Below are 21376 nucleotides of genomic sequence, written 5' to 3'. Positions count from 1 at the left end.
GACGCGTGACGGGTTGTTTCCGGCGTGTGAAGAACGCCGATCTTGGTCAGCGGAGCGCGTACTCCAGCTGGTGCCGCTCGTAGTCGAGCAGCCGCAGGTCGCGCATAGGGCGACGCAGGTGACCCTTGTGGACGATCCGGACGAACGCCGGCTCACCGGCGGCGGCCATCCGCCGGATGCCCTCGACGTGGTCGACGATGCGCTTGCGGATGGTCCGGATGAGGCGGTGCCGGTCGCGCGGGATCAGCCCGTACGCGTCGGCGAACAGCCGCAGCCGGCGCGGCCGGTCCGGGTGCTTCCAGCCGAGCGTGATCGAGTCGCGGTCGGAGAAGATCGGCACCCAGGTCCAGGCCGCGTACGCCACGTCGTAGATGCGGGCGCCGGGCGAGGCGAGGTCGAAGTCGATCAGCCCGAGCGTGCCGTCCGGCCGCCAGATCACGTTGTGCGGCGCGGCGTCGTGGTGGCAGATGACCTCGGTGTCCGGCGGGGGCGGCCCGAACGAGCGCCAGACCGCACCGGGCGGCGGGGTGAAGCCGTACTGCGCGTCGTGGAACATCCGCAGCATGGTGGCCACCGTCACCAGGGCCTCGTCGGTGACCCAGTGCGGGGCCAGCGGGTACTCCCCGCACTCCCCCTCCAGGTACGACAGGACCTCCCGGTTGCGCTCGTCCATGCCGAGCGCCCGGGGCGCGCCGGTGAATCCGACGTACTCCAGGTGGCGCAGCAGCGCGTGCACGGAGGGCGTCCACGGGCCGGCGTTGCGCCGGACCGTGTCGCCCACACGGACCACTGTGCTCACGTTCCCGCCGTGCAGCGGGATCTCCTGCGAAGTCACGTACGGTCTCCCGAGGCGTGGCGACGGGTGGCTGGGGTCGCGCCACCCCGCGTAGGCGCGATCGTCAGTCGTCACGGGAGAGGCTACGCGTCCCGGGCGAGCGGCTCGGTGCCGAGCAACGCGTCGACGAACTGGGCCGGGTCGAACGGGGCCAGGTCGTCCTTGCCCTCGCCGAGGCCGACGAGCTTGACCGGGATGCCGAGCTTGCGCTGCACGGCGATCACGATGCCGCCCTTGGCCGTGCCGTCGAGCTTGGTCAGCACCACGCCGGTGACGTTCACCGCCTCGGTGAAGACCCGCGCCTGCTCCAGCCCGTTCTGGCCGGTGGTGGCGTCGAGGATCAGCAGCGTCTCGTCGATCGGGCCGTGCTTCTCCACCACCCGCTTGACCTTGCCCAGCTCGTCCATCAGGCCGACCTTGTTCTGCAGCCGGCCGGCGGTGTCGATGAGCACGGTGTCGACGCCGGTGTCGATGCCGCGCTTGACCGCGTCGAACGCGACGCTCGCCGGGTCGGCGGCCTCGGGCCCGCGGACCGTCTCGGCGCCCACCCGGCCGCCCCAGGTCTCCAGCTGGTCGGCGGCGGCGGCCCGGAACGTGTCGGCCGCGCCGAGCAGCACGCTGCGGCCGTCCGCGACCAGCACCCGGGCGATCTTGCCGCAGGTGGTGGTCTTGCCGGCGCCGTTGACGCCGACCACGAGCACCACCGCCGGGACGCCCTCCTTCGGCGCGGTGCGCAGCGCGCGGTCCAGGCCCGGGTCGAGCGCGTTGACCAGCTCGGCGGCGAGCAGCGCCCGCAGCTCGTCACCGGTACGGGTGCCGAGCACCCGGGTCCGCTCGCGCAGCCGGTCGACGATCTCCCGGGTGGCGTCGATGCCGACGTCGGCGGTGATCAGGCTGTCCTCGATCTCCTCCCAGGTGTCCTCGTCCAGCCGGTCGCGGCTGAGCAGGCCGAGCAGGCCCTTGCCGAAGACGTTCTGCGAGCGGGACAGCCGCGAGCGCAGCCGGACCAGGCGGCCGGCCGTGGGCTCCGGCACCTCGACCTGCGGCACCTCGACCGGAGGGGCCGGCGGCGCCTCCACCACCACGCCGGTGGTGAGTTCCGCCTCCGGGGCCTCGACCGGCGGGCCGGCCAGGTCCTCCTCCGTCCGGGTGTCGACCTCCGTACGCGGCAGCGGCGGCTGCGGGCGCCGGCGCAGCCGGGGCACCACGAGGCTCAGGCCGCCGATGATCAGCACGCCGAGCAGGGCGAGAGCGACGAGGAGGTATTCCGTCATGCCCGAAATCCTGTCAGATGCCGGCGACGGCGTCCCACTCACCGCCTCGGCACGCGAACAACCTGCGGGTACGCTCGCACCGGAAGGCGTACCGCAACCGCCGGCCGGGTAGGGAACAGCCGAAACGATCTTGTCGGAGGTGTATGTCGTGCCCGGTTCCCGCCTGCTCATCGGCCCGTTGCTGCGCCGGGTCGTCGACACGCGGGCGACCGTCTGGGTCGAGACCAGCGCGCCCGCGGTGGTCACCGTCCGCACGGCCGACGGCGCCACCGGCAGCGCACCGACCTTCTCCGCGTACGACCACCACTACGCGATCGTGGTGGTGACCGGGCTCACCCCGGACAGCGTCACGACCTACGAGGTGCTGATCGACGACGAGGTGGCGTGGCCGCTGCCCGACTCGTCGTTCCCGCCCAGCGTGATCCGGACCCGCGCGCTCGACGACGCGGACCAGCCGGTGCGGCTGCTGTTCGGCTCCTGCCGGGAGACCACCCAACACTCCACCGCGCGGAAGCTGCCGCCGGACGCGCTCGACGCGTACGCCCGGCGGGTGATGGCCGCGCCCGACGACGCCGCGCTGCCCGACCTGCTGGTGCTGCTCGGCGACCAGGTGTACGCGGACGAGACCTCGCCGACGGTGCGGCGGCTGCTCAAGCGGCGCCGGCGGCGGCCGAAGGACGCCCCGGCGACGCAGGTGGTCAGCTTCGACGAGTACACCAAGCTCTATCTGGAGTCGTGGCGCGACCCGGAGATCCGCTGGCTGTTCTCCACAGTGCCGAGCGTGATGATCTTCGACGACCACGAGGTGATCGACGACTGGAACACCTCGCAGTCGTGGCGCGCGGACATGCGCGAGCAGCCGTGGTGGGCCGAGCGGATCCGCAGCGGCCTCGCCTCCTACTGGGTCTATCAGCACCTGGGCAACCTGAGCCCGGACGAGATCGCCGCCGATCCGGTGTACGCGAAGGTGATGGCCGCCGAGGACGCCACGAGCGTGCTGCACGAGTTCGGCGAGCGGGTCGACAAGGAGGCCGACCTGGCGCACGACACCGAGCGCTGGCGGGCCGTGCAGTACCAGTGGAGCTACGCGCTGGACCTGGGCCGTACCCGCCTGGTCATGCTGGACAACCGGTCCAGCCGGGTGCTCCAGCCGGGCAACCGGGCGATGCTGCCGCCGGGCGAGTGGTCGTGGTTCCTCGACCAGGCGCACGGCACCTACGACCACCTGGTGGTGGGCAGTTCGCTGCCGTGGCTGCTGCCGCCGGGCATCCACCACGTCGAGGCGTGGAACGAGCGCCTGGCCGACTCCAGCCGGCCCTGGGTGGCCCGGCTCTCCGAGCAGATCCGCCGGGCCCTGGACCTGGAGCACTGGGCGGCGTTCCGGCGCTCGTTCGAGGCGCTGGGCGAGCTGTTCGCGCGGCTGGGCAGCGGCACCGCGCCGCGCACCGGGGCGCGGGTGGGCGCCGGGCCGGCGTACGCGCGACCGGCCTCGATCAGCGTGCTCTCCGGTGACGTGCACCACTCGTACGTGGCCCGGGCCCGGTTCGCCGACCGTGACGTCCGCACGCCGGTGCACCAGCTCACCTGTTCGCCGATCCACAACCAGGTGCCGGCCGGCATGCGCCCGCTGATGACGCTCGGCTGGAATCCGGGTCCGGCCGGGGCGACCCGGGCGCTGGCGCGTTCGGCCGGGGTACGCCGCCCGCCGGTGCGCTGGCGGAAGCTGGCCGGGCCCTATTTCGGCAACGCGGTGGCCACGCTCACCCACCAGGGCCGTAAGGCCGCCGTGGTGATCGAGGGCACGACCAGCGACGGCGAGCTGCGGCCGGTGGCGCAACAGCAACTCAGCGACGGGGACTGAGTACCCTCTGAGCGTGGACGAGACGCTGCGCGCCGTGGAGCACGAGTTGACCGCGTTGCTGCGCCGCGGCCGGGCGCTGTCCTGGGAGATCGCCCGCGAGGTCCACCCGAATCTGGAGCCCAACGCGTACGGCCTGCTGCTCTGGCTGCGCCGCTCGGGCTCGATCCGGCTCACCGACCTGGCCGCGAAGCTGGGCATCGGCAAGGGCACGCTCAGCCGCCAGATCGGCGGACTGGAGGCACTGGGCCTGGTCCGCCGCGACCCGGACCCGACGGACCGCCGGGCGGCCCAGCTCAGCCTCACCGAGGAGGGCACCCGGCGGTTCGACGCGGCCCGGGCGGCCCGACTCGGACAGATAAGGCGTTCCCTCGAAAGCTGGCCGCAAGAGGACGTCGCGGACCTCGCCCGCCTGATGCACCGCTTCAACGAGTCGTTCTGACCCGGCCCCACCCGGAACAAAGCCCGCCCGGGTGAAGTTGTTGCTTTGGGCAACCACCTCATACGGTTGCCCGAGGCAACCTTTCTCCCCCGCTCCGGAGGCAATCCACGATGACTCAGGCGACTGCGCCCGCACGGGCGACCGCCGTCGACATGTCCCACCGGCAGATCCTGGAGGCGCTCTCCGGCCTGCTGCTGGGCATGTTCGTCGCGATCCTCTCCTCCACGGTCGTCTCCAACGCGCTGCCGCGGATCATCACCGACCTGCGCGGCGGCCAGTCCGCGTACACCTGGGTGGTCACCTCGACGCTGCTGGCGACCACCGCGACCACGCCCATCTGGGGCAAGCTCTCCGACCTGTTCAGCAAGAAGCTGCTGGTCCAGCTCTCCCTGGTGGTCTTCGTGCTGGGCTCGGTGCTCGCCGGGCAGGCACAGACCACCGGTGAGCTGATCGCCTGCCGGGTCGTGCAGGGCGTCGGCGCGGGCGGCCTCACCGCCCTCGCCCAGGTGATCATGGCGACGATGATCGCGCCGCGCGAGCGCGGCCGGTACAGCGGCTACCTCGGCGCCGTGATGGCCGTCGGCACCATCGGCGGCCCGCTGATCGGCGGCGTGATCGTGGACACCTCCTGGCTCGGCTGGCGCTGGTGCTTCTACGTCGGCGTGCCGTTCGCCGTGCTCGCCCTGGTCGTGCTCCAGCGGACGCTGCGCCTTCCGGTGGTCAAGCGCGAGGTGAAGATCGACTGGTGGGGCGCCACGCTCATCACCGCCGCCGTCTCGCTGCTGCTCGTCTGGATCACGCTGGCCGGCGACAAGTACGACTGGATCTCCTGGCAGAGCGGCGTGATGGTGGCCGGCGCGGCGGCGCTCGGTGTGCTCGCCGCCCGGGTCGAGAAGCGTGCCGCCGACCCGATGATCCCGCCGCGGCTGTTCCGCAACCGCACCATCACGCTCGCCGTCGTCGCCAGCATCGCGGTCGGCGTCGGCATGTTCGGCGCCTCGGTGTTCCTCGGGCAGTACTTCCAGATCAGCCGCGGCGCCAGCCCGACCATGTCCGGCCTGATGACGCTCCCGATGATCGGCGGCCTGCTGGTCTCCTCCACGGTGGTCGGCCGGATCATCACCGCCACCGGCCGCTGGAAGAGCTGGCTGGTCATCGGCTCGGTGCTGCTCACCGCCGGCTTCGCGTTGATGGGCACCATGCGCGCGGACACACCGTACTGGCACCTCGCCGTCTTCATGGCCCTGATCGGCCTCGGCGTCGGCATGAGCATGCAGAACCTGGTGCTGGCCGTGCAGAACACGGTCCGCCCGGACGAACTCGGCGCGGCCAGCTCGGTGGTGGCGTTCTTCCGCAGCCTCGGCGGCGCGATCGGCGTGAGCGCGCTCGGCGCGGTGCTCGGGCACCGGGTCACCGGCTACATGGCCGACGGCCTGAGCCGCCTCGGCATCCCGGCCTCCGGGTCGGGCGGCGGCGGGCTGCCGGACGTGCACACGCTGCCCGGCCCGATCCGGGACGTGGTCGAGGCCGCGTACGGCCACGCCGCCGGTGACATCTTCCTGGCCGCCGCACCGTTCGGGCTGCTCGCCCTCGTCGCGGTGGTCCTCATCCGGGAGGTGCCGCTGCGCCGCTCCAACGCCGAGCCGGTCCCCGCCGGGCGGGAGACGGCCGACGCGATCCCGGCGCGAGCGGGAGACTGACGATGGACGCCGCGGAACGTGAGCGGTACGGCCCGCGGACCCGTCCGCTGCCCTACGAACGGGGTACGGACGGGCCACGGGTGGTCCTCGTCGGCGTGGACGGCAGCCGCACCTCGATGCGCGCCGCCGCGTACGCCGCCGGACTGGCCCGGCGGCAGGGCGCCACGCTGGTGGCGGTGTTCGTCAGCTCGCCGGCCTCGTACAGCGCGATGCTCTCCGGCGTGGTGGCCGGGGCGGTCCAGCAGACCCACGACGAGCTGGCCGACGAGCTGCGCGACGAGTGCCGGCGCGGGGCCGAGGAACTGGACCTGCCGGTGACGTTCCTGTGCCGGCGCGGCGACGCCTACACCGAGCTGTGCCGGGCCGCCGACGAGCACCGCGCCGACATGGTGGTGGTCGGCTCCTCCGAGCAGGCCGGGCACAGGCTGGTCGGCTCGGTCGCCACCCGGCTGGTCCGCACCGGCCGCTGGCCGGTCGTCGTGGTGCCGTGACCCGGCGGTTAACGCGTCGCGGCGTGCCCGGCGCTCACCTAGCATCCCTCGGATGACCTGGACCGCACCCGAGATCGACCGCCGCCACGAGCCCTACGTCGCCGACGAGCGCACCATGCTGCAAGGCTGGCTCGACCTCCACCGTGACACCCTGCAACACAAGTGCGCCGGGCTGACCGCCGAGCAACTGCGCACACCGAGCGTGGAGCCCTCCGGGCTGACGCTGCTCGGCCTGGTCCGGCACCTGGCCGACGTCGAACGGTGGTGGTTCCGCCACCGCGCCGCCGGCCTGGACCTGCCGGACCTCTACGACTACAGCACCGACCCGGACGCCGACCTCAACGACATCGCCGACGCGGACCCGGCCGAGGCGTTCGCCACGCTGCGGGCCGAGATCGAGGCGGCCGACCGAGCCGTTGCCGACCTGCCGCTGGACCACACGTTCCGGCACCGCCTGCCCGACGGCAGCACCGGCGAGATCAGCCTCCGCTGGGTGTACGTGCACGTGATCGAGGAGTACGCCCGGCACAACGGCCACGCGGACCTGATCCGGGAACGCGTCGACGGCGTGACCGGAAGCTGACCCGGCTCAGTACGCCAGCGCCGCCCGCAGGTACCGCAGGTCGGCCGGGCCGCTCCAGCGGTGCGCGGACAGGCCCGCCACCCGGGCACCGGCCACCGCGCGGTCCTCGTCGTCGACGAACAGCACCCGCGCCGGCGGCGTCTCCAGTGCCTCGCAGGCGGCCTGGAAGTACTCCTTCGCCGGCTTGTGCACCCCGATGACCGAGGAGTTGACGATCACGTCCAGCTCCTCGGTCAGGCCCAGCGCGGCCAGGTCGGCGTCGAGCAGGTCGGTGGCGTTGGTGCCCAGCCCCACCCGGATGCCCGCCGCCCGCACCTCGCGGACGAACGCCAGCACCTCCGGGTCGACCTCGCCGCGGTAGCTCTGCCACTCCGCAACGGCCGCACGCGCCCGATCCACGCCGACCGCGGGGGTCAGCGCGTCGGCGACGCTCATCATCCACTGGGCGTGGCTGACCTGGCCGGTGAGCACCGGCTGGAGCATTCCCCAGGACATCGCGATCTCACCGAGGACACCCTCGGTCAGCCCGTACTCCCGCTCGACACCGGCGGCCACCGCCGGATCCCAGCGGCGCAGCACGCCGTCGAAGTCCACCAGGAGCGCCGTGGCGCGTTCCCGACTCACTCGCTCGTCACCTGTTCCTCGTCGTCGGCCCGGTTGAGCCGCTGGCTGATCACCTGGGTCACACCGGCGCGCATGGTCACCCCGTAGAGCGCGTCGGCGATCTCCATGGTCCGCTTCTGGTGCGTGATCACGATGAGCTGGCTCTTCTCCCGCAACTGCGCCAGCAGCGTGATCAGGCGGCCCAGGTTCACGTCGTCGAGCGCCGCCTCCACCTCGTCCATGATGTAGAACGGGCTGGGCCGGGCGCGGAAGATCGCCACGAGCATCGCCACGGCGGTCAGCGACCGCTCCCCGCCGGAGAGCAGCGAGAGCCGCTTGATCTTCTTGCCCGGCGGGCGGGCCTCGACCTCGACACCGGTGGTGAGCAGGTCCTCCGGGTCGGTGAGCACCAACCGGCCCTCGCCGCCGGGGAACAGCACGGTGAAGACCTGCTCGAACTCCCGGGCGGTGTCTTCGAACGCGCTGGCGAAGACCTCCAGGATGCGGTCGTCCACGTCCTTGACCACGGTGAGCAGGTCGCGCCGGGTGGCCTTGAGATCCTCCAGCTGCTCGGAGAGGAACTTGAAGCGCTCCTCCAGCGCCGCGAACTCCTCCAGCGCGAGCGGGTTCACCTTGCCCAACAGGGCCAGTTCCCGCTCCGCCTTGGCCGCCCGCTTCTCCTGCACCGGCCGCTCGTAGCGGACCGGCTCGGGCACCGGCCGGCCGTCCTTCTCGGCCAGCGCCACGTCCGCGTCGGTCGGCGGGACCAGCCGGTCCGGGCCGTACTCGGCGACGAGCGTGGCCACGTCCAGCCCGAAGTCCTCGGCGGCCTTCGCCTCCAGCTGCTCGATGCGCATCCGCTGCTCGGCGCGGGCCACCTCGTCGCGGTGCACCTGGCTGGTGAGCCGTTCCAGCTCGGCGGCGAGGCGCTTGGCCGCGCCGCGTACCTCGGACAGCTCGGCCTCGCGGGCGGCGCGCTCGCGGGCGACCGCGTCGCGGTGCTCCTCGGCCCGGGCGATCGAGACGGTGAGCCGGGTGAGCGCCTCGCGGGCGCCGCCGACCACGGCCCGGGCGATCTGGGCGCCGCGCGTGCGGGCCGCGCGCCGGGCCGCGGCGCGCTCCCGCGCCGCCCGTTCGGCGGTGGCCTGCCGGGCCAGCGAGTCGGCCCGCCCGGCGATCGAGGCCACCCGCTCCTCTGCGGTACGCACCGCGAGCCGGACCTCCATCTCGTTCTGCCGTGCCTGCGGCACCATGGCGGCGAGCTGGTCCCGCTCCTCGGTGGACGGCTCGGCGTCGATCGGGGTGGCCTCGGCCAGCCGGAGCCGTTCCTCCAACTCGGCGAGCGCGGCCAGATCCCGTTCCCGGGCCGCCTCGGCGCGGGCCCGGGACTCGCCGAGACGGTCGGTCTCCGCCTTCGCCGAGCGGGCGGCGGCGCCCAGTTCGGCGAGGCGGCGCGCGGCGGCGTTGCGGTGGCTCTCCGCCTCCCGCTTGGCGGCGGCGGCATGCTGCACCGCCTCCTTGGCAGCGGTCACCTCGGCGCGCGCCTCGGCCAGCTGTTCGCGCAGCTCGGCGGCGGCGCGTTCGGCGGTGGCCCGGTTGGCGCGCGCCTCCTCGACGGCGGCCTGCACCTCGATGAAGCTCGGCGCCTTGGCCGACCCGCCCGCCGCCGCGTACGCACCGACCACGTCGCCGTCGGGGGTGACCGCGCGAAGCTCCGGGTTCGCGGCGACGAGCGCGGACGCGGCGGCCAGGTCGTCGACGAGCGCCACGTCGCGCAGCGCCCGGTGCACGGCCGGGCGGATCGCGGCCGAGCACTCCACCAGGTCCGGGGCCCAGCGGGCGCCCTCGGGCAGCTTCGGGCGCAGCGCGTCGGCGGAGCCGTCCATGCCCGGCCCGGCGGGGCTGCCGACGAGCAGCCCGGCCCGGCCGGCGTCGGAGATCTTCAGCAGCCGCATCGCCTCGACCGCCTCGTCCACGCCGCTGACCGCCACCGCGTCGGCCAGGCCACCCAGCGCGGCGGCCAGCGCTGCCTCGTCACCGGGGGCGACGGTGAGCAGCCCGGCGAGGCTGCCGAGCAGCCCCGGCACCTGGTCGGCGCGGGCGAGCAGCTCACCGGCGCCGTCCTTGCGGCGCAGGCCCATGGCGAGCGCCTCCTCGCGGGCCTTCCAGGTGGCGGCGTCCTTCTCGGCGGCGCGCTCACCGTCGGCCAGGCTGCGCACCGCCGCCTGGGCCCGCTCGTGCACGGCCACCGCCTCGTCGTGCCGGGCGTCCAGGTCGGCGTTGTCCCGGTCCGCCTCGGTGGACTGTTCGGCGACCGCGTCCAGGTCGGCCTGCGCCTTCTCGGCCCGGCCCATCGCGTCGGTGTGCGCGACGGCCAGCCGTTCGATCTCCTCGCCGGCGCTCGTGGTCCGCGCCCGGGCGGAGTTGACCTGGCCGGTCAGGCGGGCCAGCCCCTCCCGCCGGTCGGCGATGGCCTTGGCGGCGGCGACCAGTTCCCGCTCGGCGGCGGCGAGCTGCCGTTCCAGCTCCTGGCGGTGCTCGACCGCCTCGGCCAGCCGGATCTGGTCCTCGGTGAGCGCGGCGCGCAGCTCCTCCTCCTGCTCGCGTACGCGCCGCGACTCCGCCTCCAGCTGCTCCGGGTCGCGGCCGGGGCGCTCGTCGTCGCCGGCGGCGCTGAGGTGACGCAGCCGCTCCCGGGCCAACTGCTCGATCGAGCGGAACCGCTCCTGGAGCGCGGAGAGGCGGTACCAGGTGTCCTGCGCCGCCGCGAGCAGCGGCGCGTCCTCGGCCAGCGCCGCCTCCAGCTCGCCGAGGCGGCCCTGCACCTCGCCGTGCTCGGCCTCGATCAGCTCGCGCCGCTCGCGCAGCGCGGTCTCGTCGGCGATCTCCTTGTCCAGTGTGGTCCGCAGCGTGTGCAGGTCGTCGGCGAGCAGCCGCAGCCGGGCGTCGCGCAGGTTGGCCTGGATCCCGGCGGCGCGGCGGGCCACCTCGGCCTGCCGGCCCAGCGGCTTGAGCTGGCGGCGCAGCTCCGCGGTGAGGTCGGTCAGACGGTTGAGGTTGGTCTGCATCGCGTCGAGCTTCCGCAGCGCCTTCTCCTTGCGCTTGCGGTGCTTGAGGACGCCCGCCGCCTCCTCGATGAACGCCCGCCGGTCCTCCGGCTTGGCGTGCAGCATCCCGTCGAGCCGGCCCTGCCCGACGATGATGTGCATCTCGCGGCCGATGCCCGAGTCGGACAGCAGCTCCTGGATGTCCAGCAGACGGCAGGAGTCGCCGTTGATCTCGTACTCGCTCTCGCCGGAGCGGAACATCCGGCGGGTGATGGAGACCTCGGTGTACTCGATCGGCAGCGCGCCGTCGGTGTTGTCGATGGTGAGGGTGACCTCGGCCCGGCCCAGCGGCGCCCGCCCGGCGGTGCCGGCGAAGATGACGTCCTCCATCTTGCCGCCGCGCAGCGCCTTGGCGCCCTGCTCGCCGAGCACCCAGGCGATGGCGTCGACGACGTTGGACTTGCCGGAGCCGTTCGGGCCCACCACGCAGGTGATCCCGGGCTCCAGCTTCAACGTCGTGGCGGAGGCGAAGGATTTGAAGCCCTTCACCGTCAGGCTCTTGAGATGCACCTTCTCGATCCTCGTCCGGTGGCCGCCGTACCGTCGCCGGCTGCGCGGACCTGGTGAACCCGCAGACTAACCCGGGACCGGGGCGCCGCCGCCACGCGACCCACCCGCCGGACCTGCTGTCCGCTTTCGGCCCGGTGGTCGCGGAGGGAACGGAAATGCATGATCACAATTACCGGGCGCAATTCCGGGCGGTTCCGCAAGATCGATAATTGCGGCGGCAGCGACGAAAAGGGGTACGAACATGGCTGCGCGCCGGCACTTGAGTGTCGGCGCGCTTTTCGGTGTGGTGCGATTCAGTTTTCCGACAACTGGAGATCAGGTCAGTGCGGGCTCAGCCAGACGGAGGAGGTCATCCGCCTCCGCCGCTGCCGCCGCGAGCCGATCGTTGTCGGCGCGCAGACGCGTGATCTCGAACTCCAGTGCCTGAACCCTGGCACGCAGTCGGGTGACCTCGTCGAGCAGACGCCGGTCGGGCGCTGCACTTACGTGGCCGTAGAGGGCCTTCGCCATGCTGACTCCTTGATGTGCGCTGCCGGAAAGGCCGGCCAACGCGCGCCCATGATGTTCGCGGCTACCATTCCCACTGCATCGGGGCATGGCTGGGCGCGACTGGCGACACCTACATATTGAGCCGAAACCCCCTCCTTCGTCAAGTTGACCAAGGCCGTAGATCATCTCCACGTCGGCCGGTCCACTCGCCGGGGGGCTGCCACAAGGCGCGGACACGCTCTGTCCGGACGCCTTTACTGTACGCCGGAAATGTGTGAACGACTCATCCTTGCCGCCGGCTTCGCCTTAACTCTTTCTTAGCCACGTTGCCGCAGCTTGGAGCGCACCCGTAGCGTCACCCGGGCCCGCAACCGACCCGTGGAGGGGACAGGCGTGTACCGCTGGAACGACCCGATCGAACCGGAGGGCGCCCGCCGGCGTCCCGAGCCGCCGACCGACGAGGGTCCGGCGTGGCTCAGCGACCGGCCCGAGCCGCGGTCGTCGTACCTGTTCGGGGACGGAGCGCAGCAGCCGCCCGCCGGTCACGGACCCGCGCCGGCCGCCGAGGGCTACCGCCCCGAGAGCGCGCCCCCGGCCTACGGACCCGCCGGCTCCTACCCGCCGCCCCGGGACCGGTGGAACGGCGAGGAGCAGCCGACCGCCGCCTGGCACGGCCAGGAGCCCGCGTGGCAGGGCCACGAGCAGCCCGCGGCGTGGCAGGGCCAGGAACAGCCCGCGGCGTGGCAGGGCCAGGAACAGCCCACCGCCTGGCAGGGGCACGAGCAGCCGGCCGGCGGCTGGGAGCAGCCCGCCGCGACCTGGCAGCCGGCGACCGACACCCCCGCCGACGACCGGCGCCCGAAGCGGCGCCTGTCCCGGCCGCTCGTGATCGGCGGGGCCGCCGCCGCGGCGACGCTCGTGGTGAGCCTCGGCGTGGGCGCCGTCCTGCTGCCCGGCGACGACCAGGGCACCAAGCGCACGTCCGCCGACGCGCCGGTGGCCGCCGCGCCGCAGGCGCCCGACGGCACCGAGGAGGGGCCGGCCGACGCGCTCGCCCCCGACTCGGCGAGCCCGTCGGCCGTACCGACCACCGCCGCGCCGAGCCCGACGAAGAAGGCCACCCCTAAGCCGAGCCGCAGCACCGCACCGTCGCGGCAGCAGGAGCGCAGCAGCGCCCCGAGCGGCGGCGGGTCGAGCGGGTCGAGCGGCGGCTCCACGAGCACCAAGGCCACCGCCACGACCGGGCTCAGCGCCGAACTCCAGAAGGTCGTCACGATCGTCAACCAGGAGCGGGCGAAGGCCGGCTGCAAGGCGCTCACCGTCAACGCCAAGCTGAACCTGGCCGCCCAGCGGCACAGCCAGGACCAGGCCGACCACAAGAAGATGGACCACACGGGCAGCGACGGCAGCCAGCCCTGGGACCGGGTCAAGGCCGCCGGCTACAGCTACCGCATGGTGGGCGAGAACGTGGCCTGGAACTACCAGACCCCGGCGGCGGTCATGGAGGGCTGGATGAACTCCGAAGGCCACCGGAAGAACATCCTCAACTGCTCGTACACCCAGATCGGTGTGGGCGTCGCGCGCAGCAACGGGCCGTACTGGACGCAGGTCTTCGCCACCCCGAGCTGACCGCGCGTCGTGACCGGCCCGGCGCTCGTTGACCGGTCGGGGGCGGCGTCGGGCCGCCCGCGTCCGGGGAGCTGTCGATGCGGATCCGGCCGGTGTGGGCCGTGCCGCGCTCCCGGTCGGCCCACGTCCGCCGACGTGGCCCGCGCCGGGGCGTGGCGCTCGCGCTGACCGCGCTGCTGCTCGCCCCGGTGCCGGCCTGCCGCCGGCCGATCACGCCGCCCGGCGCGCCCACGCCCTGGCCGGCCGCCCAGGCCGGCAGCTGGCGCTGGCAGTGGCAGCTCACCGCCCCGGTGGACACCACTGTCGACGCCGACGTCTTCCTCCTCGACCCGGTGGCGACCACCTCGGCCGAGACCGCCGCGCTGCGCGAGCAGGACCGCCGGCTGGTCTGCCACGTCCGGGTCGGCACGTACGCCGCCGACGAACCGGACGCCACCCGCTTCCCCGTCGCCGTACGCGGCACGGCCGTGCCGGGGCGGCCGGGAAGCCGCTTCCTGGACGTACGGAACTGGGACGCGCTCGCGCCGGTGCTGGCCGACCGGTTCCGGCTGTGCCGAGGCAAGGGTTTCGGCGCGGTGGCGTTCGCCGACGCGGACGGCTACCGGCACCGCTCCGGCTTCCCGCTGGACTTCGACGACCAGCTGCTGTTCAACCGCCGGCTGGCCGGGCTGGCCCGCAAGCTGGACCTCTCCCCCGGCCTGGTCGACGACGTCGCGCAGGTGGCCGCGCTGGCCCCCGACTTCGACTTCGCGGTCAACCAGGAGTGCGTACGCCGCCGCGAGTGCGCGAAGCTGCTGCCGTTCGTCGACGCCGGCAAGCCGGTCTTCCACGTCGAGTACACCGGCGAGCCGGCGGACTTCTGCGTCACCTCGGTCGGCTACGGCTTCGCCTCGATCCGCAAGGACCGCCAGCTGGACTCCTGGCGGGAGCCGTGCGCGCTGCCCTGACGCCCCGGCGCCCCCGCCCGTCGGCGTCGGTGCTCACGACGCCCGCCGGCGGGATGCGGAGGCCGGGGCGCGACGGGCCGCCGGCGACAGCTGTTCGTCCATGGCGGCCCAGATGCCCCGCTGGTCGGGGCCTTAGTCCACGGCGAAGAACCGGAACCGGCATGCCCCGGGAGCCGTGACTCCCGGGGCATGTCGTGCGGGCCGTACGCCGCCTGGGCGCCCTGGTCAGCGGGCGCCGACCAGTTCCGGCGCCGGTGCGGGCGGCGGCTCGACCGCCGGGGCGGCCGTACGGCGGCGCATGAAGCGCGGCGCCCACCAGTTCGCGTCACCCAGCAGCGTCATCACCGACGGGAGCACGACCGCGCGGATGATCGTGGCGTCCAGCAGGATCGCCGCCGCCAGGCCGATGCCGAGCTGCTTGAAGTCGATCATGCTGAGCGTGGCGAAGATGGAGAACACCGCCACCATCACCACCGCCGCGCTGGTCACCACCCCGGCCGAGGAGGTGATGCCGTGCGCCACCGCCTCCCGGTTGGGCATCCCCCGGTCGACCGCCTCGCGGATCCGGCTCACCACGAACACGTGGTAGTCCATGGACAGTCCGAACAGCACCACGAACAGGAACAGCGGCAGCCAGGTGACGATCGCGTCCATCGAGGTGAAGCCGAGCAGCCCCTCCGCCCAGTCGCTCTGGAAGACCAGCACCAGCAGCCCGTACGCGGCGCCGGCGGAGAGCAGGTTCAGCACGATCGAGGTCAGCGCCACCACCACCGACCGGAACGTCCACGCCATCACCAGGAACGTCAGCGCCAGCACGAACGCCGCGACGATCGGCAGCTTCGCCCAGATGTGGGCGGCGTAGTCCTCACTGGCGGCCACGCCGCCGCCGACCGCGTACTCCACGCCCGGGATGCCGCCGAGCGTGGCTGGGACCAGGTCCTCGCGCAGCTCGTGCAGCGACCGGGACGCCTCGTCGGAGCGGCTGGCGTGCGGCGTGGCCACCTCCAGCACCGACACCCGCCGGTCCGCCGACACCTGGATCTTCGGGCCGTCCCCCTCGGCCGGCGCGAAGAGCGGGTCGGCGGTGGTACGGCCGGCCAGGTCGGTGAGCGCGGCCCGCACCCGGTCGGCCTGCTCGGCGGGCGCCCGCACGGCCACCGTGTGACTGGTGCCGTTGCTCGGGAACGCCGCGGTGAGCCGGTCGTACGCCTGCATGGCCGCGGTGTTGCGCGGCACGTCCTCCGGGCCGGGGAACTTCAGCTTCATGCCGAGCGCGGGCGCGGCGAGCGCGAGCAGCAGCGCGACCGAGATCAGCAGCGTGGCCACCGGCGCGCGCAGCGCCGGCTTGAGCACCGCCGGCCAGAACCGGGGCCGGGCCGGCTGCCCGTCCCGCCCGGTGCGCGGGGCGGTGAGGCGCCACAGCAGCGGCACCCGCGGCCGGTCCACCCAGCGGCCCAGCTTCGCCAGCAGCGCCGGCAGCACTGTGAGCGAGCCGATCACGGCGACCGCCACCACCAGGATCGAGCCGACCGCCAGCGAGGAGAAGATCGCGTCCTGGGCGAGCAGCAGACCGCCCATCGAGATGATCACGGCGGTGCCGGAGACCACCACGGCGTGCCCGGAGGTCTCCGCCGCGATCTCCACGGCGTCCAGGCCGGACCGGCCCTTCGCCCGTTCCTCCCGTTCCCGCCGCACGTAGAACAGCGAGTAGTCCACACCGACCGCCATGCCGATCAGCAGGATCACGCTCGCGGTGGTGTCGGTGGCCGGCACCAGGTGCGACGCGAGTGTGGAGAGACCCATCGCGGCGGCCACCGAGGAGAGCGCCAGCAGCACCGGCACCCCGGCGGCGATCAGCGCGCCGAACGCGATGATCAGGATGGCCAGCGTCACCGGCAGGCTGAGCAGCTCGGCGCGCTTGAAGTCCTTGCCGAGCGTGTCGTCGAGCGCCTTGTCGATCGACGGGCCGCCGACCTGCTCCACCCGCAGTTGCGGGTGCGCGACCTGCACCTTCGCGGTGGTGTCCCGCAGCGGCTGCACCCGGTCCCCGGCGGTGCCCGGGTCGCCCGACATGGTGATCGGCACCAGCAGCGCGCTGCCGTCGCGCGACGGCATCGGCGTACCGATCGACGCCACGCCGTCGACCTGCCGCAGCCGGTCCGCCGCGTCCTGCGCGGCGGCCTTCGCGGCGGCCTCGTCGAGCGGACCCGACCGGGCGGTGATCAGCACGTTCTCCGTGGCCGGCTGGTCGAACCCGCCACTGTCGACGATCAGCTGTGCCCGTCCGAACTCGCCGATCGCCTGATCCTCGTCGGTGGCCTCGTTCAGCCCGGCGGCGCTGCCGCCGACGAAACACACCGCCACGAAGACCACCCACAACGCGATCGCGCGCCACGGATGCTCCGCACTCCACCGTGCCAGCCGCACGGTCACCGGTCGCCTGCCCATGTCCCGGGTTCCACCCTCCTGATGCCGGCCCTGCGCCGACCCAGGATGACGCTAGGCAGCAGGCGGGGGCCCCGACATCGGGGAACGGCCCCCGCTCGTCCCCGATCCGGGCGGCGAGGTCCGCGCGGCCGGTTCCGGCCGCGCGGACCGGGCGGAAAAGGGCATCTCCGGGTATGCTCCGGCGCGTCTCCGGGGACCGTCGGGCGATGCACACCGGCGCAACCCCGAACCGGCTCGGGGTCATCCCCGGAGGGTGCCCCGGGGCCGCGGCTGGCATCGCGGGCAGCTGTAGGAGGACCGGTTCATGAACGCCTCGCGCCGGATGGGCGCGCCGCAGCGCGGGCAGGGCTCCCCCTCCCGGCCGTACGCGTTGAGCGACCGGTCGAAGTAGCCGCTCTCGCCGTTGACGTTGACGTACAGCTCGTCGAAGCTGGTGCCGCCCTGCTTGATCGCCTCGGCGAGCACGTCCCGGACGTGTCCGAGCAGCCGCAGCGCGGCCGGACGGGTGAGCGCGTCGGCCGGGCGGGCGCCGTGCAGCTTCGCCCGCCACAGTGCCTCGTCGGCGTAGATGTTGCCCACCCCGGAGATCAGCGTCTGGTCGAGCAGCGCGCGTTTGACCTCCGTACGCTTGCGGCGCAGCGCCGCCACGAACGCCTCGTCGGAGAACTCCGGGTCCATCGGGTCGCGGGCGATGTGCGCGATCTCCGCGGGCAGCTCCGCCCCGCCTTCGGAGACGGACAGCCCGCCGAACGTGCGCTGGTCGACGAAGCGCAGCTCCGGCCCGTCGTCGGCGAACCGGAACCGGACCCGCAGGTGCAGCTCGTCGGCCGCGCCGACCGGCTGCAACAGCAGCTGGCCGGACATGCCGAGGTGGCCGATCACCGCGTCGCCGCTGTCCAGCGGCAGCCAGAGGTACTTGCCCCGGCGCCGTACGCCGGTGATCGTCCGGCCGGCGAGCACGTCGGCGAAGTGCGCGCCACCGGGCGCGTGCCGGCGTACCGCCCTCGGGTGGCGCACCTCGACGGCGGCGATCCGCCGGCCGATCACCCACTGGGCGAGTCCCACCCGGACGGTCTCGACCTCGGGCAGCTCAGGCACGGCCGGCGCCCGCCTCGACATCCGTCGTGTCGGCCTGTGGGCTCGTCCCGTCCGGGGCCTGCGCCGCCGCGTCCGCCTCGGCCCGTGCCGCCGCCTCGGCCTGCTCGGTGAGCGTGCGCCAGGCCGACTCGGCCGCGCGCTGCTCGGCCTCCTTCTTGCTGCGCCCCTCCGCGCCGCCGTAGCGGTTGCCGGCCACCACCACCCAGGCGGTGAACGTCTTGAGGTGGTCCGGCCCGGTGCCCTCGATCCGGTACTCGGGCACGCCGAGCCCGAGCGCGGCGGTCAGCTCCTGGAGGCTGGTCTTCCAGTCCAGTGCCGCGCCCCGGCCCGCCGACTCGGCCATCAGCGGGTCGAACAGCCGGTGGATCACGATGGCCGCGGTGTCCAGGCCGTACTGGAGGTAGATCGCGCCCAGCAGCGCCTCCAGCGTGTCGGCCAGGATGCTCGCCTTGTCCCGTCCGCCGGTGGCCTCCTCGCCCTTGCCCAGCAGCAGGTACGCGCCGAGCCCGTCCGGGCCGAGGCCACGCGCCACGTCGGCGAGCGCCCGCATGTTGACCACGCTGGCGCGCAGCTTCGCCAACTGCCCCTCGGGCAGGTCGGGGTGGTTGTGGAACAGCGCTGTGGTGATCACCACGCCGAGGACCGAGTCGCCCAGGAACTCCAGCCGCTCGTTCGTGGGCAGGCCACCGTTCTCGTACGCGTACGAGCGGTGGGTCAGCGCGCGCTCCAGCAGCTCCGGGTCGAGCGACACCCCGAAGGCCGCCTCCAGGTGGCCGACGGGAGCACGCCGCCGCTTGTCGTTGGTCATGGTGCTACCTCGGTGTCGTGTCGGTCAGGTGCGAGATCGTGCGGGATGTCGTCGAGCAGGCCGCGGACCGTCCCGGCGGCGTCACGGCGCCACAGGTGGGCGGCCAGCGCGATACCGGAGGCGACGTCCTCGGAGCCGGCCGCGCCGTGGCACACGACCACGGTGCCGCCCACCCCGAGCAGGGCCGCGGCACGCGGGGCGCCGCCGCGTGACGGTGGGCCGCCGGCCATGGCGTACGCGCCCTCGATGGCCTTCAGCAGGACGTTTCCGGTGAAGCCGTCGGTCACCACGACGTCGGCGCGGGCACCGAGCGAGATGTCGTACCCCTCGACCAGGCCGACGTAGCGGCCGTCGCAGGGCAGCGGCGCGGCGGCGAGCGCGGGCGCGGCGATCCGGCGCAGGCGGTCGCCCTTGCCCGTTTCGAGGCCGACGGAGAGCAGCCCGACGCGGGGCGCGGTGACGGCGTGGGCCACCGACGCGTAGGCGGCGCCGAGGAGGGCGTGGCGGGCCAGCGTGGCCGGGCCGGGTTCGAGCGTGCCGCCGACGTCGAGCAGCACCACCGGTCCTTCGACGGCGGGCAGCGTGGCGGCGAGCGCGGGCCGGCGTATCCCGGTCCAGCGGCCGAGGCCGAGCGCGGCGGCGGTGACCGTGGCGCCGGTCGAGCCGGCGGAGACGACCGCGTCGGCGAGTCCGTCGCGGACGGCCTGCACGGCGGTGCGTACCGTGCTCTCGCCGCGGGCGGCGGTGGGATGGTCGGCCATGCCGACGGCGGTCCGCACCGGGCGGACCGTGACCCGGGCGCGCTGGGCCGGTTCGAGCGCACCGATCAGCTCGTCGGCCACCTCGATCGGGCCGACGAGCAGCAGGTGCAGGGCGGGATCCGTGCGTACCGCTCGCAGAGCGCCGTCAACCACGACGGCGGGAGCATCGTCCCCGCCGAGGAGGTCGACGGCGATCCGCGCGGTGCCCGGCTCCGACGGTCCGCCGGCCTGAAGCCGGTCGGCGGTGGCGGGAGCCGGGGCACCGGGCGAGAGCCTTGGTGCGCGCGTCACCCGACCGGTGGTCGGGGACGTCACTCGGCGGCCGGGTCAGACCTCGAGGACCTGACGGCCGTTGTAGGTGCCGCAGACGGAGCAGGCGGCGTGCGGCAGCTTGGCCGACTTGCACTGCGGGCAGGCCACGGTCGCCACCGCCGAGGCCTTCCAGTTCGCCCGGCGGGCGCGGGTGTTGCTGCGCGACATCTTGCGCTTGGGGACGGCCACGGTTCTTACTCCTCTGTACGGGTCAGTTGCGTCAGGCTCGCCCAACGCGGGTCGACCTGCTGATGGCTGTGGTCGGCCGGCAGATCGTCCCAGTGCACCCCACACTCGGGGCACAGGCCTGGGCAGTCCTCCCGGCAGAGCGGGTTCGTCGGCAGCGCCAGCACCACCGCGTCCCGCAACGCCGGCTCCAGGTCGATCAGATCGCCCTGCATCCGGCCCACCTCGTCCTCGTCGGTCGTGTCGTCCGTGGTGCTGTGCTCGTACGCGTACAGCTCCTGGATCGTCACGGCCAACGAGTCGTCGATCTCGCGCAGGCAGCGGCCGCACTCGCCCTTGACGGGACCGGTGACGGTCCCGGAGACGAGCACGCCCTCGGACACCGACTCCAACCTCAGGTCGAGGTCGAGGTCCGCACCCTCCGGCACGCCGATCAACTCGACGCCGAGGTCCGCCGGTGCCGGCACGACCCGCTTGTGCGTACGCAACGCGCCAGGTCGGCGCGGCAGTTCCCTCGTGTCGAGGACCAGCGGCGACCTGGGGTCGAGTGTGCTTGGCGAGTGTTTGGGCATAGTCAGACTCCGGCCGTTGAGAGGCCGACAAAGAAGGTTACCTGCCAGACGGGCGGACCGTCGAACCGGGGGCTCACCTCCGGCCCGACGGCAGCCGGCTGTCGGCGACCGGCCCGCGCGCCGCTCAGAAGGGTAGCGGGCGGTCCGCCTCGTCCCCGGCGAAGGTGCCGATCTCACGCAGCGCGTGCATCTTGTCGCGGCCACGCTCTATCGAGGCCAGCGCCCGGGTGAGGAACTGCTCGAAGTTGGCCAGCGCGGTGTCGACGTAGTCGTCCACCTCCTCGCGGAGGCGCTGCGCCTCGGCCCGTGCCTCGGCGATGATCCGGGCGCCCTCGTGCTCGGCCGAGACGGTGATCTCGTTGACCGAGACCAGCCGGGCGTGTTCCGCCTCACCCTCGCTGATGATCCGGTCGGCCTCACGCTTGCCGGCCTCCATGATCTTGTCCCGCTCCTCCAGCAGCGCGGCGGCCCGGCGCAGGTCCGCGGGAAGCTCCGCGCGCAGCTCGTCGAGCGCGGCGATCATCTCGCCCCGGTCGACCATGCAGTTGTTGCGCGACATCGGGACGGAGCGGGCCTGCTCCACCATGGCGATCAGTTCGTCGATGCGATCGAGCGGGTCCACCGGTACCTCACTCCTGTCTTCGTCGGCCGCCCTCCATCATGCGGCCTCGCGCCCCGTCTCGGCGCTGCAGACATCATGTCGCGCCGAGGCCACCCACACCC

Annotated in this window: 19 protein-coding genes; 7 read left to right on the top strand and 12 right to left on the bottom strand. The window is 73.5% G+C overall.

The annotated features are described in order from the left end of the window. Positions 1-46: 46 nt before the first annotated feature. Entirely contained in the window at positions 47-910 is an 864-nt protein-coding gene (locus EAD96_RS20780) for an aminoglycoside phosphotransferase family protein (RefSeq protein ID WP_174361701.1), read from the bottom strand. A gap of 8 nt (positions 911-918) precedes the next feature. After that, positions 919-2109 carry a signal recognition particle-docking protein FtsY gene (gene ftsY, locus EAD96_RS20775; protein WP_120571183.1) on the bottom strand — a complete coding sequence of 397 codons (1191 nt, stop codon included), beginning with the start codon at positions 2107-2109 and terminating at the stop codon, positions 919-921. 148 nt (positions 2110-2257) lie between these two features. On the opposite strand from ftsY, the gene EAD96_RS20770 reads away from it, so the two are divergent. The 5 genes from EAD96_RS20770 to EAD96_RS20750 all read left to right on the top strand — a co-directional run bounded on the left by EAD96_RS20770 (position 2258) and on the right by EAD96_RS20750 (position 7183). After that, positions 2258-3970: an alkaline phosphatase D family protein gene (locus tag EAD96_RS20770; protein ID WP_121685480.1), complete on the top strand. Its 1713-nt coding sequence runs from the start codon at positions 2258-2260 to the stop codon at positions 3968-3970. A gap of 13 nt (positions 3971-3983) precedes the next feature. Next, on the top strand, positions 3984-4409 hold the full coding sequence (locus tag EAD96_RS20765) for a MarR family winged helix-turn-helix transcriptional regulator (RefSeq protein WP_120571185.1): 426 nt from the start codon (positions 3984-3986) through the stop codon (positions 4407-4409). A 110-nt stretch (positions 4410-4519) separates the two neighbouring features. After that, complete coding sequence (locus tag EAD96_RS20760; protein WP_121685479.1) at positions 4520-6109, top strand: MDR family MFS transporter; 1590 nt, start codon at positions 4520-4522, stop codon at positions 6107-6109. A gap of 2 nt (positions 6110-6111) precedes the next feature. Further along, the gene (locus tag EAD96_RS20755) at positions 6112-6600 is read left to right on the top strand and encodes a universal stress protein (protein ID WP_121685478.1); all 489 of its coding nucleotides are present in this window, start codon (positions 6112-6114) and stop codon (positions 6598-6600) included. A 52-nt stretch (positions 6601-6652) separates the two neighbouring features. Then, complete coding sequence (locus EAD96_RS20750) at positions 6653-7183, top strand: DinB family protein (RefSeq protein ID WP_120571188.1); 531 nt, start codon at positions 6653-6655, stop codon at positions 7181-7183. Between the two features lie 6 nt (positions 7184-7189). On the opposite strand, the gene EAD96_RS20745 is transcribed toward EAD96_RS20750, so the two are convergent. The 3 genes from EAD96_RS20745 to EAD96_RS20735 all read right to left on the bottom strand — a co-directional run bounded on the left by EAD96_RS20745 (position 7190) and on the right by EAD96_RS20735 (position 11913). After that, positions 7190-7807: an HAD family hydrolase gene (locus EAD96_RS20745; RefSeq protein WP_121685477.1), complete on the bottom strand. Its 618-nt coding sequence runs from the start codon at positions 7805-7807 to the stop codon at positions 7190-7192. Further along, positions 7804-11403 (bottom strand): chromosome segregation protein SMC, encoded by a 3600-nt coding sequence (gene smc, locus EAD96_RS20740; protein WP_121685476.1) that lies wholly within the window; start codon positions 11401-11403, stop codon positions 7804-7806. The genes EAD96_RS20745 and smc overlap by 4 nt, the downstream gene beginning before the upstream one ends. 315 nt (positions 11404-11718) lie before the next feature. Beyond that, positions 11719-11913 carry a hypothetical protein gene (locus tag EAD96_RS20735; RefSeq protein WP_013284566.1) on the bottom strand — a complete coding sequence of 65 codons (195 nt, stop codon included), beginning with the start codon at positions 11911-11913 and terminating at the stop codon, positions 11719-11721. Between the two features lie 372 nt (positions 11914-12285). Here EAD96_RS20735 and EAD96_RS20730 point away from each other — a divergent pair, with 372 nt between their 5' ends. Together EAD96_RS20730 and EAD96_RS20725 are read left to right on the top strand one after the other, a co-directional pair. Continuing rightward, complete coding sequence (locus tag EAD96_RS20730; RefSeq protein WP_121685475.1) at positions 12286-13521, top strand: CAP domain-containing protein; 1236 nt, start codon at positions 12286-12288, stop codon at positions 13519-13521. A 77-nt stretch (positions 13522-13598) separates the two neighbouring features. Then, positions 13599-14468 carry an endo alpha-1,4 polygalactosaminidase gene (locus EAD96_RS20725; RefSeq protein WP_121685474.1) on the top strand — a complete coding sequence of 290 codons (870 nt, stop codon included), beginning with the start codon at positions 13599-13601 and terminating at the stop codon, positions 14466-14468. A gap of 225 nt (positions 14469-14693) precedes the next feature. Here EAD96_RS20725 and EAD96_RS20720 read toward each other — a convergent pair whose 3' ends face one another. From EAD96_RS20720 to EAD96_RS20690, 7 genes are all read right to left on the bottom strand, one after another. Beyond that, entirely contained in the window at positions 14694-16916 is a 2223-nt protein-coding gene (locus EAD96_RS20720) for an MMPL family transporter (RefSeq protein WP_121685473.1), read from the bottom strand. A gap of 240 nt (positions 16917-17156) precedes the next feature. Beyond that, the gene (gene mutM, locus EAD96_RS20715) at positions 17157-18014 is read right to left on the bottom strand and encodes a bifunctional DNA-formamidopyrimidine glycosylase/DNA-(apurinic or apyrimidinic site) lyase (protein ID WP_121685515.1); all 858 of its coding nucleotides are present in this window, start codon (positions 18012-18014) and stop codon (positions 17157-17159) included. Next, positions 18007-18822 (bottom strand): ribonuclease III, encoded by an 816-nt coding sequence (rnc, locus tag EAD96_RS20710; protein ID WP_121685472.1) that lies wholly within the window; start codon positions 18820-18822, stop codon positions 18007-18009. Before rnc ends, mutM begins: the two co-directional genes overlap by 8 nt. Further along, positions 18819-19778, bottom strand: a complete 960-nt coding sequence (locus tag EAD96_RS20705; protein WP_199733247.1) for a phosphate acyltransferase PlsX — start codon at positions 19776-19778, stop codon at positions 18819-18821. Before EAD96_RS20705 ends, rnc begins: the two co-directional genes overlap by 4 nt. A gap of 132 nt (positions 19779-19910) precedes the next feature. Beyond that, positions 19911-20084, bottom strand: a complete 174-nt coding sequence (gene rpmF, locus EAD96_RS20700) for a 50S ribosomal protein L32 (RefSeq protein ID WP_030500827.1) — start codon at positions 20082-20084, stop codon at positions 19911-19913. A 5-nt stretch (positions 20085-20089) separates the two neighbouring features. Beyond that, entirely contained in the window at positions 20090-20653 is a 564-nt protein-coding gene (locus tag EAD96_RS20695) for a DUF177 domain-containing protein (protein ID WP_120571197.1), read from the bottom strand. A 124-nt stretch (positions 20654-20777) separates the two neighbouring features. Beyond that, a complete protein-coding gene (locus EAD96_RS20690) occupies positions 20778-21275 on the bottom strand; it encodes a hypothetical protein (protein ID WP_018786307.1) in 498 nt (165 codons plus the stop codon). Positions 21276-21376: the final 101 nt, after the last annotated feature.

The sequence above is a fragment of the Micromonospora sp. BL1 genome, from assembly GCF_003667485.1.
Classification (GTDB): Bacteria; Actinomycetota; Actinomycetes; order Mycobacteriales; family Micromonosporaceae; genus Micromonospora; species Micromonospora tulbaghiae.
This window is presented reverse-complemented; position numbering and strand designations above follow the sequence as displayed.

Bases quoted from the DNA above. Each gene is read 5' to 3' on its own strand.
- EAD96_RS20735 (WP_013284566.1), bottom strand. From the start codon at position 11,913: ATGGCGAAGGCCCTCTACGGCCACGTAAGTGCAGCGCCCGACCGGCGT.
- EAD96_RS20750 (WP_120571188.1), top strand. From the start codon at position 6,653: ATGACCTGGACCGCACCCGAGATCGACCGCCGCCACGAGCCCTACGTC.
- EAD96_RS20725 (WP_121685474.1), top strand. From the start codon at position 13,599: ATGCGGATCCGGCCGGTGTGGGCCGTGCCGCGCTCCCGGTCGGCCCAC.
- EAD96_RS20720 (WP_121685473.1), bottom strand. From the start codon at position 16,916: ATGGGCAGGCGACCGGTGACCGTGCGGCTGGCACGGTGGAGTGCGGAG.
- rnc (WP_121685472.1), bottom strand. From the start codon at position 18,822: ATGACCAACGACAAGCGGCGGCGTGCTCCCGTCGGCCACCTGGAGGCG.
- ftsY (WP_120571183.1), bottom strand. From the start codon at position 2,109: ATGACGGAATACCTCCTCGTCGCTCTCGCCCTGCTCGGCGTGCTGATC.
- EAD96_RS20695 (WP_120571197.1), bottom strand. From the start codon at position 20,653: ATGCCCAAACACTCGCCAAGCACACTCGACCCCAGGTCGCCGCTGGTC.
- EAD96_RS20760 (WP_121685479.1), top strand. From the start codon at position 4,520: ATGACTCAGGCGACTGCGCCCGCACGGGCGACCGCCGTCGACATGTCC.
- EAD96_RS20755 (WP_121685478.1), top strand. From the start codon at position 6,112: ATGGACGCCGCGGAACGTGAGCGGTACGGCCCGCGGACCCGTCCGCTG.